Source organism: Flavobacterium azizsancarii (assembly GCF_027980145.1).
Taxonomy (GTDB): Bacteria; Bacteroidota; Bacteroidia; order Flavobacteriales; family Flavobacteriaceae; genus Flavobacterium; species Flavobacterium azizsancarii.
Map to the genome: position 1 here is coordinate 215,795 of NZ_JAMZNK010000004.1, position 7,933 is coordinate 223,727.

Below are 7,933 nucleotides of genomic sequence, written 5' to 3' on the forward strand. Positions count from 1 at the left end.
ATAAAAGAATATGTATCATTCAAAAATAACGGGCTTAGGATATTATGTTCCTTCAAATGTTGTGACCAACGACGATTTGTCTAAGATTATTGATACCAATGATGAGTGGATTCAGGAGCGTACGGGAATTCAGGAGCGCAGGCATATTATTCGTGGAGAAGATACCACAACTACAATGGGAGTAAAAGCAGCTAAAATTGCTATAGAACGTTCCGGCGTAGCCAAAGAAGATATCGATTTTGTAGTTTTTGCTACATTAAGTCCGGATTACTATTTTCCAGGACCCGGAGTTTTAGTACAACGCGATTTAGGATTAAGAACCGTAGGAGCATTAGATGTCAGAAATCAATGTTCTGGTTTTGTTTATGCTATTTCTGTTGCTGATCAATACATTAAAACGGGAATGTATAAAAACATTTTGGTTATTGGATCTGAAGTACATTCAACAGGATTAGATATGACTACTCGTGGTCGTGGAGTTTCGGTTATTTTTGGAGATGGAGCAGGAGCAGCTGTTTTAAGCCGTGAAGAAGATTTGACAAAAGGAATTTTATCAACTCACCTGCATTCAGAAGGACAACACGCAGAAGAATTATCTTTGCAGGCACCAGGAATGGGAGCACGCTGGGTAACTGATATTCTGGCTGATAATGACCCAAATGACGAAAGTTATTATCCGTACATGAATGGGCAATTTGTATTTAAAAATGCAGTAGTTCGTTTCGCTGAGGTAATCAATGAAGGTCTGGAAGCAAATGGTTTACAAGTTTCAGATATAGATATGTTGATTCCGCATCAGGCGAATTTGAGAATTTCACAATTCATTCAAAACAAATTCAAATTAAGAGATGATCAGGTTCATAATAATATCCAGAAATACGGAAATACAACCGCAGCATCTATTCCAATTGCCTTAACAGAAGCTTGGGAACAAGGAAAAATTAAATCAGGAGACACAGTTGTTCTGGCTGCTTTTGGTAGTGGTTTTACCTGGGCAAGCGCAATTATTAAATGGTAAATTAATTCATCTTGCATTATATTTTTAAAACCTGCTCTTTTTTGAAGCAGGTTTTTTTATACCAATTTGTCAGGCTGAGCGGAGTCGAAGCCAACGTTCCAATTGGGATGCCCTTCGACTTCGCTCAGGGTGACACTTGGGTTCTTCAAGTATTATTTTTTTTATATTGTATTGTCAGGCTGAGCGGAGTCGAAGCCCACTGCAATTGGCAAGTCTTTTATTTTGAGGATGAGATTTCGATTTTAATTAATATTTTTGTTAAGTCAGACAAATGATCAAACATCTCTCAAATAAAAATGAAAAAAAATCAACTGGAAATAGCCTGTTTCAATTATGAATCGGCGATAATAGCACAGGAAAGTGGTGCAGACAGAATCGAATTGTGTGACAATATGCAACTTGGCGGAACAACACCAAATACTGTTCTTGCTGCACGGGTTCGTGAAAAGTTATCTATTAAAATGCATGTTATTATCAGGCCTCGAGGTGGGGATTTTGTTTATAACGACGAGGAATTTATCGAAATGAAACAAGACATAAAATCCTTTAAAAAACTAGGTGTTGATGGTTTTGTTTTTGGGATTTTAAATTCGGACGGAAGTGTCAATAAAAAACAAAATCAGGAATTAGTTCATTTGGCAAGTCCGCTTTCTTGTACTTTTCACCGTGCTTTTGATGTTGTTGATTCTATAGAGAAAGGTCTTGATGATGTTATAGAATGCGGTTTTCAAACTATTCTGACTTCCGGTAGAGGAAAAAATGTCGAAGAAGGAATTGATGATCTGATACAGATTCAAAAGCTAGCTAAAAACCGAATAGAAATTATGCCGGGCGGAGGTTTACGATCTTCGAATATTAAATTATTACAAGAAAAACTAGAGCCTACTTTTTATCATTCGTCAGCAATTACAAATAATACCCAAACAGCAAATCCGGAAGAAATAAAAGAATTGCGCAATTTTTTATAAGTAATAGATATAAACTAAAAAAGCCTGGAGTTGGCAAACTCCAAGCTTTTCTTTTCTACAAGAACTATTAAAATCTACTATTAAAAGTGGGATTAAAACATTCCGCCACCACCTTTGCTAGTGTTATCTTCTCTTTGTTTACGTTCTAAGTTTTTGATTTTTGCTCCACCAAAATTATACGTTAAACCTAAATAAACGGTTTGACTCTCCCATTTAAACTGGCCTTCATGCGCGTAAGGATACATAGCATCAAAAGAATATTTCATAGTATTGAAAACGTCATTGAAACGTAAACTTATGTTCATCTTGTTGTCTAACAATGTATAACGTGAACCCATGTCCATTTTGTACATTTCATGACTGTTATTTTGAAGTCCGTCAACTCCACCTCTGTAAAAACCAAATAATAAAAAGCTTAAACGTTTGTTTACTTTAAAGTTGGAATTCATACGTCCATTAAATGCTGCAACAGTAACTTTTCTTTCAATCGGACTACTTGTTTGTGTTACAGGATCGTATGCGAATACAACTCCTTGTTGATTGATGCTTGAGAAATCAATAGATGGCGCGATATCCCACCATTTTGTGATTTTGTAATTAAAAGAAACCTCAAATCCATAAGAAGTATTATGATCATAATTGGTATAAGTCAGGATTTGTTTGTTACCTGTTGGATCTGTATCATCAGGATATAAAATTCTGCTAATCTGATCGTTGATGCTTCTGTAGAAAACACCAGTTGTAAAACTTCCTTTTGTAAAAGTTTTAGTGTAATTTACTTCAACAGAGTTGGTGAATTGTGGTCGCAATTCAGGATTTCCTATTGATGTTACTAATGGGGTCGAAAACTCACGGATAGGTTTGGTTTGCTCTAAACTTGGACGGTCTACACGACGGCTATAGCTAAATTGCAATGTGTTTTTCTCATTCAGGTTGTACGTTAAATAAGCTGATGGATATAAAGTAATATAATCATCATTAAATTTTTCAAGACCATGATTTAAATTAGCTGCTACTTTATAGCTTTCAAAACGTGCTCCTAATTGGTAACTGAATTTTTTAAATTTTTGACCAAATGTTACATAAGCCGAATAAATATCAGTGTCATAAGTATAATTAGAAACAGGTATTGCTGCAAGCGGATTTCCTGTAATATAATCATTGTCTGTTTTAGTGATTCTTGCTTCTGCACCAGCTTCAAGAGTTGTTTTCTCGTTTAAAGGATTTACGTAATCAACGTTTAAAGTAGTCAGTTTACGTGTTCCTTTTATAAAGTCATCATAAATAACATTGTTTTGAGTATTGTCAGTATTTATGGTTTGAGTATCAAAAGAGGAATACTGAGTTTCTTTATTGTCGCTATAATTTCCTTCGAAATCTAAAGTATGTCCTTCTTTTTTAAAGATATGTTTGTACGCTAAATTATATGTACCAACCTGGTCTGGTCCCGAATATTTAGATTTTTGAAAGATTTTTGAAACGTCAGCATCAGTTACATTATTATAATCAATAGCAGTATTTACAAAACCTTTTCCGTTTGATTTATTCTGATTGGTGTAGAATGATAAAGTATTGTGATCATCGATTAAATAATCCATTCCAATTTTATATAAATAAGAATCATTATCATTCAAAACATCAATTTTTTGAATAACTTCAGGATCGAATCTTTTGATGAAACCGTCGTTTTGATACGTTCCGAAGTTTTGTCCTGCGTTTCCAAAGAAATTTACTTTACCTGTTTTGTAATTCAAGTTTAAAGATTGATTGTATTTAGCCGTTTCTCCAAAGGTGATTCCTCCACTGTAACTTCCGTTGAAACCGGTATTTGTGTTTTTATGCAAAACGATATTGATAATTCCGGACATTCCTTCGGGATTGTATTTTGCACTTGGATTGGTGATCAACTCAATTTTTTTGATAGAAGTCGAAGGAATTTGTTTTAGCAATTGAGCAGGATCAATATTTGATGGTCTTCCGTCAATTAATACACGAACATTGTCATTTCCGCGAAGCGAAAGTTTTCCGTCCTGATCCACATTTACTGATGGAATGTTGTTCATGATATCAGATGCAGAAGCTCCTGCAGTAGTCAAATCTTTACCAACGGTAATTACTTTTCGGTCAATTTTTTGTTCTATTGTCGAGCGGTCACTTACTATGTTTACTCCTTTAAGTTGCGTTGCTTCTTCTTCTAGGGAAACATTAATCGTAGCTGTTTTTTTATTATCGCCTAAAACAATCGTACCAGTATATTTTTTGAATCCAATGTATTGAATTTCGATCGTATAACTTTTTAAAGCTAAGTTTTTAATGGTAAAACCTCCATTGTCGTCTGTATTAACTCCTGTAACTGCTTTTCCGTTGTCTTTGATCGAGACTGTTGCGTAAGAGATAGGTGCGTTATTCGATTTTTCGGTAATTTTTCCGGAAACTGATCCGGTGTTCTGGGCCTGAGCTGTTGCAAATACCCCCAGTAATGCGAACAGAAAAAAATTTAATTTCATAATGTTAGTATCGATTATTTTGATTTGATTGATGATGATTGTTTTTTTTGTTTTTTGTTAGTTTCTTTTTTTTCTTCAAACGAATTCAAAGTTCTTATTAAGACTCTTTTATCACCGATATGTTACACAAAAAAACAAAAAAGATTATGTTTTTTTTAAGAGAGTCTGTTTTTTAATAGATTAGCGTTTTAATTTTTTGATAATTTTAACATTCAAAACAAAATACTTTTTACATATATCGAAGAGTTTTGTTGTATTTTATATGTTTTTCATTTTCTGTAATTGCTGAATAAGCAGTATCTTTGCTCACTTTAAAAATAAGTTTACATGTCATTATCACAAATTCTTACTCCTTCTATACAAAAAGCAATACAAGCATTATTTGATGTTACTGTTGATAAAATCGAATTTCAAACTACACGAAAAGAGTTTGAAGGCGATATTACTATGGTCATTTTTCCTTTACTAAAAGTGATCAAAAGCAATCCCGTAGAATTAGGAAATAAAATAGGAAATTATTTAGTAGAGAATCTTCCTGAGGTATCACGTTTCAATGTTGTTTCGGGTTTTTTGAATATTGTAATTGCCGATAGTTATTATTTGAGTTTCTTTAATGAAATAAGAGAAAATCAAAAATTTGGATATTTTACTCCAAATCCTGATGAGAAAGCCATTATGGTCGAATACTCTTCGCCAAATACCAATAAACCTTTGCACTTAGGTCACGTTCGTAACAATTTATTAGGATATTCTGTTGCTGAGATTATTAAAGCTTCAGGAAAAAAAGTATACAAAACGCAGATTATCAATGACCGTGGTATTCATATTTGTAAATCGATGCTGGCTTGGCAGAAATTTGGAAATGGTGAAACTCCGGAAAGTTCAAACCTAAAAGGAGATAAATTAGTTGGTAAATATTATGTTGAGTTTGATAAAGCTTATAAAGCTGAAATTTCTCAACTAATGGAAGCTGGAAAAACCGAAGAAGAAGCTAAAAAACAAGCCCCAATTATTATTGAAGCACAAGAAATGCTTAAAAAATGGGAAGCCGGTGACGAAGAAGTTATTTCTCTATGGAAAAAAATGAACCAATGGGTTTATGATGGTTTTGCAATAACATACAAAAATTTAGGAGTCAATTTTGATAAATACTATTACGAAAGTAATACCTACTTATTAGGAAAAGATGTTGTTCAGATAGGTCTGGATAGTGGTGTTTTCGAAAAAGATCCTGATGGTTCAGTTTGGATTGATTTAACAGATGAAGGCCTGGATCGTAAAATTGTATTGCGTTCAGACGGAACTGCTGTTTATATGACACAAGATATAGGAACTGCAATTCAGCGTGTAAAAGATATGCCTGATGTTGGCGGAATGGTTTATACAGTAGGTAACGAACAAGATTATCACTTTAAAGTATTGTTCCTGATCCTGAAAAAATTAGGTTTTGACTGGGCTTCAAGTTTGTATCATTTATCATACGGAATGGTTGATTTACCATCAGGAAAAATGAAAAGCCGTGAAGGTACTGTTGTAGATGCTGATGATTTAATGCAGGATATGACAGATACTGCACAACAAATCTCAGAAGATCTGGGGAAACTAGATAGTTATTCTGCAGAGGAAAAAGCTAAATTGTATAAAACAATTGGTCTGGGAGCTTTAAAATATTACATTTTAAAAGTAGATCCTAAAAAACGTATTTTGTTTAATCCGGAAGAATCTGTTGATTTTGCAGGAAATACAGGTCCGTTTATTCAATATACTTATGCAAGAATTCAGTCAATTATCCGTAAAGCCGATTTCGATTTTTCGGCACAAACCAATACGGAAGAATTGCATGAAAAAGAAAAAGAATTGGTAAAACAAATCGAACTTTTTCCGGAAGTAATTCAAAATGCTGCTCAAAATCATAGTCCTGCGTTAATTGCCAACTATACGTATGATTTGGTAAAAGAATATAACTCTTTCTATCAGTCAGTTCATATATTAGGAGAAGTAGATCAAACAAAGAAAATATTCAGAGTACAGCTTTCTCAAAAAGTGGCTGAGGTAATAAAGAGTGCTTTTACTTTACTAGGAATCGAAGTTCCCGAGAGAATGTAAGTGTAATAAATAAAAAATAAAGTCTTAAAAATTTAGGAGTCGATGATTGTAAAATTATCGGCTCTTTTTTTTTTTTGAAAAAAGTCTATAATTTACGATTAGTGAGTTCCTGAAAAATGAAATAATTATTATGAAATGGTTAACGATTTTGCTTGAAAATTTTCTTGTAAAAAAAATAAATTAACATTTGCAAATGTCGTTTTTATAGCTAAGTTTACGGTAAGAAAATGATTTATAAAAATAGCCTAAAAAGCCAGTAAATATAGGAGATGAGCTAATTTTTTTTCTCTTTTAAGATAAGCGAGGAAGCTGAAAATCGTAAGAGTAAGCAAAACTAAAAACCCAAAACAATGATTAAAAACCCTTTTTTATTACTAGCACTTCTTCTAGTATGTTGTACAATTAATGCACAAGATTTAATTTCGCCTTCTTATGGATTTTCTCATAGTAAAACGGCTTACATTACTTTAGCTGACGGAACTGAAATCAACGGAACTATCAAAGATATTGATAGAGACAAAGGATTAATTGAGTACATAAAATTACAAGACGGAGCTGGAAAAAAACACAAACTAAAACCAGAAGATATTAAGTTTATGTACTTACCTCCAAGTGGACTTGACAACTTAGGTAAGAAACTTAATTTCCTTGAAGACTTTAAAAAATGGAATGACACTAAGTTAAACCAGGATTTTTTAAATCAAGGTTATGCTTATTTCGAAACAGCTGATGTAAAAATCAAAAAGAAAAACAGCAAATTATTAATGCAATTGCTTAATCCTTCATTCAGTAAAGATTTTAAAGTTTATTGTGATCCTTATGCAAAAGAAACTACTTCATTAGGAGTTGGTGGAGTTAAATTTATTGGTGGAGATGCAAAATCTTACTATGTAGCTAAAAAAGATTCACCGGCATTCTTGTTAAAGAAAAAAGATTACAAAAAAGAGTTTGCTCCATTATGGGGAAGCTGTGAAAAAGTAATTTCTGGAAATCCTGAGCCTAAATGGACAGATTTAACAAAACATATTGTTGCTTATTCTGAGTGTGTAGATCCAAGCTAATACGTAACAAGATAGTCTATATTTGATCTTGATATTCTTTAATAGATTTTTAGCTAAATATAGCAAACAAAAAAAGCCGATAGTTCTGGAAGAGGGCACTGAAAAAGTCCTTTTCAGGAATAATTGTTAATTAAAGGAGTAGAAGCTAAAAGTTTTCTACTCTTTTTTTTGTATCTTTTGGGTGTAATCATAAGGCTTTTTAGATGTTAATTCAACAGCAACAAATTCAGTTTAGTCCCTATTCTTCATTATATGATTTAATCGTTCCAAAGG

Annotated in this window: 5 protein-coding genes; 4 read left to right on the forward strand and 1 reads right to left on the reverse strand. The window is 32.9% G+C overall.

The features are described 5' to 3' along the window. The first annotated feature begins 10 nt into the window (after nucleotides 1-10). The gene (locus tag NJT12_RS04365; protein WP_271334682.1) at nucleotides 11-1,018 is read left to right on the forward strand and encodes a 3-oxoacyl-ACP synthase III family protein; all 1,008 of its coding nucleotides are present in this window, start codon (nucleotides 11-13) and stop codon (nucleotides 1,016-1,018) included. 296 nt (nucleotides 1,019-1,314) lie between these two features. Then, nucleotides 1,315-1,986: a copper homeostasis protein CutC gene (locus NJT12_RS04370; protein WP_271334683.1), complete on the forward strand. Its 672-nt coding sequence runs from the start codon at nucleotides 1,315-1,317 to the stop codon at nucleotides 1,984-1,986. 92 nt (nucleotides 1,987-2,078) lie between these two features. Here NJT12_RS04370 and NJT12_RS04375 read toward each other — a convergent pair whose 3' ends face one another. After that, complete coding sequence (locus NJT12_RS04375) at nucleotides 2,079-4,493, reverse strand: TonB-dependent receptor (protein ID WP_271334684.1); 2,415 nt, start codon at nucleotides 4,491-4,493, stop codon at nucleotides 2,079-2,081. Nucleotides 4,494-4,820: 327 nt separating this feature from the next. Here NJT12_RS04375 and argS point away from each other — a divergent pair, with 327 nt between their 5' ends. Next, complete coding sequence (gene argS, locus NJT12_RS04380; RefSeq protein ID WP_271334685.1) at nucleotides 4,821-6,599, forward strand: arginine--tRNA ligase; 1,779 nt, start codon at nucleotides 4,821-4,823, stop codon at nucleotides 6,597-6,599. A 350-nt stretch (nucleotides 6,600-6,949) separates the two neighbouring features. Beyond that, nucleotides 6,950-7,660, forward strand: coding sequence for a hypothetical protein (locus NJT12_RS04385; RefSeq protein WP_271334686.1), 711 nt, complete (start codon nucleotides 6,950-6,952; stop codon nucleotides 7,658-7,660). Nucleotides 7,661-7,933: the final 273 nt, after the last annotated feature.

Excerpts from the sequence above, each read along its gene's own strand:
- NJT12_RS04375 (WP_271334684.1), bottom strand. The coding sequence starts at position 4,493 with ATGAAATTAAATTTTTTTCTGTTCGCATTACTGGGGGTATTTGCAACA.
- NJT12_RS04385 (WP_271334686.1), top strand. The coding sequence starts at position 6,950 with ATGATTAAAAACCCTTTTTTATTACTAGCACTTCTTCTAGTATGTTGT.
- NJT12_RS04365 (WP_271334682.1), top strand. The coding sequence starts at position 11 with ATGTATCATTCAAAAATAACGGGCTTAGGATATTATGTTCCTTCAAAT.
- NJT12_RS04370 (WP_271334683.1), top strand. The coding sequence starts at position 1,315 with ATGAAAAAAAATCAACTGGAAATAGCCTGTTTCAATTATGAATCGGCG.
- argS (WP_271334685.1), top strand. The coding sequence starts at position 4,821 with ATGTCATTATCACAAATTCTTACTCCTTCTATACAAAAAGCAATACAA.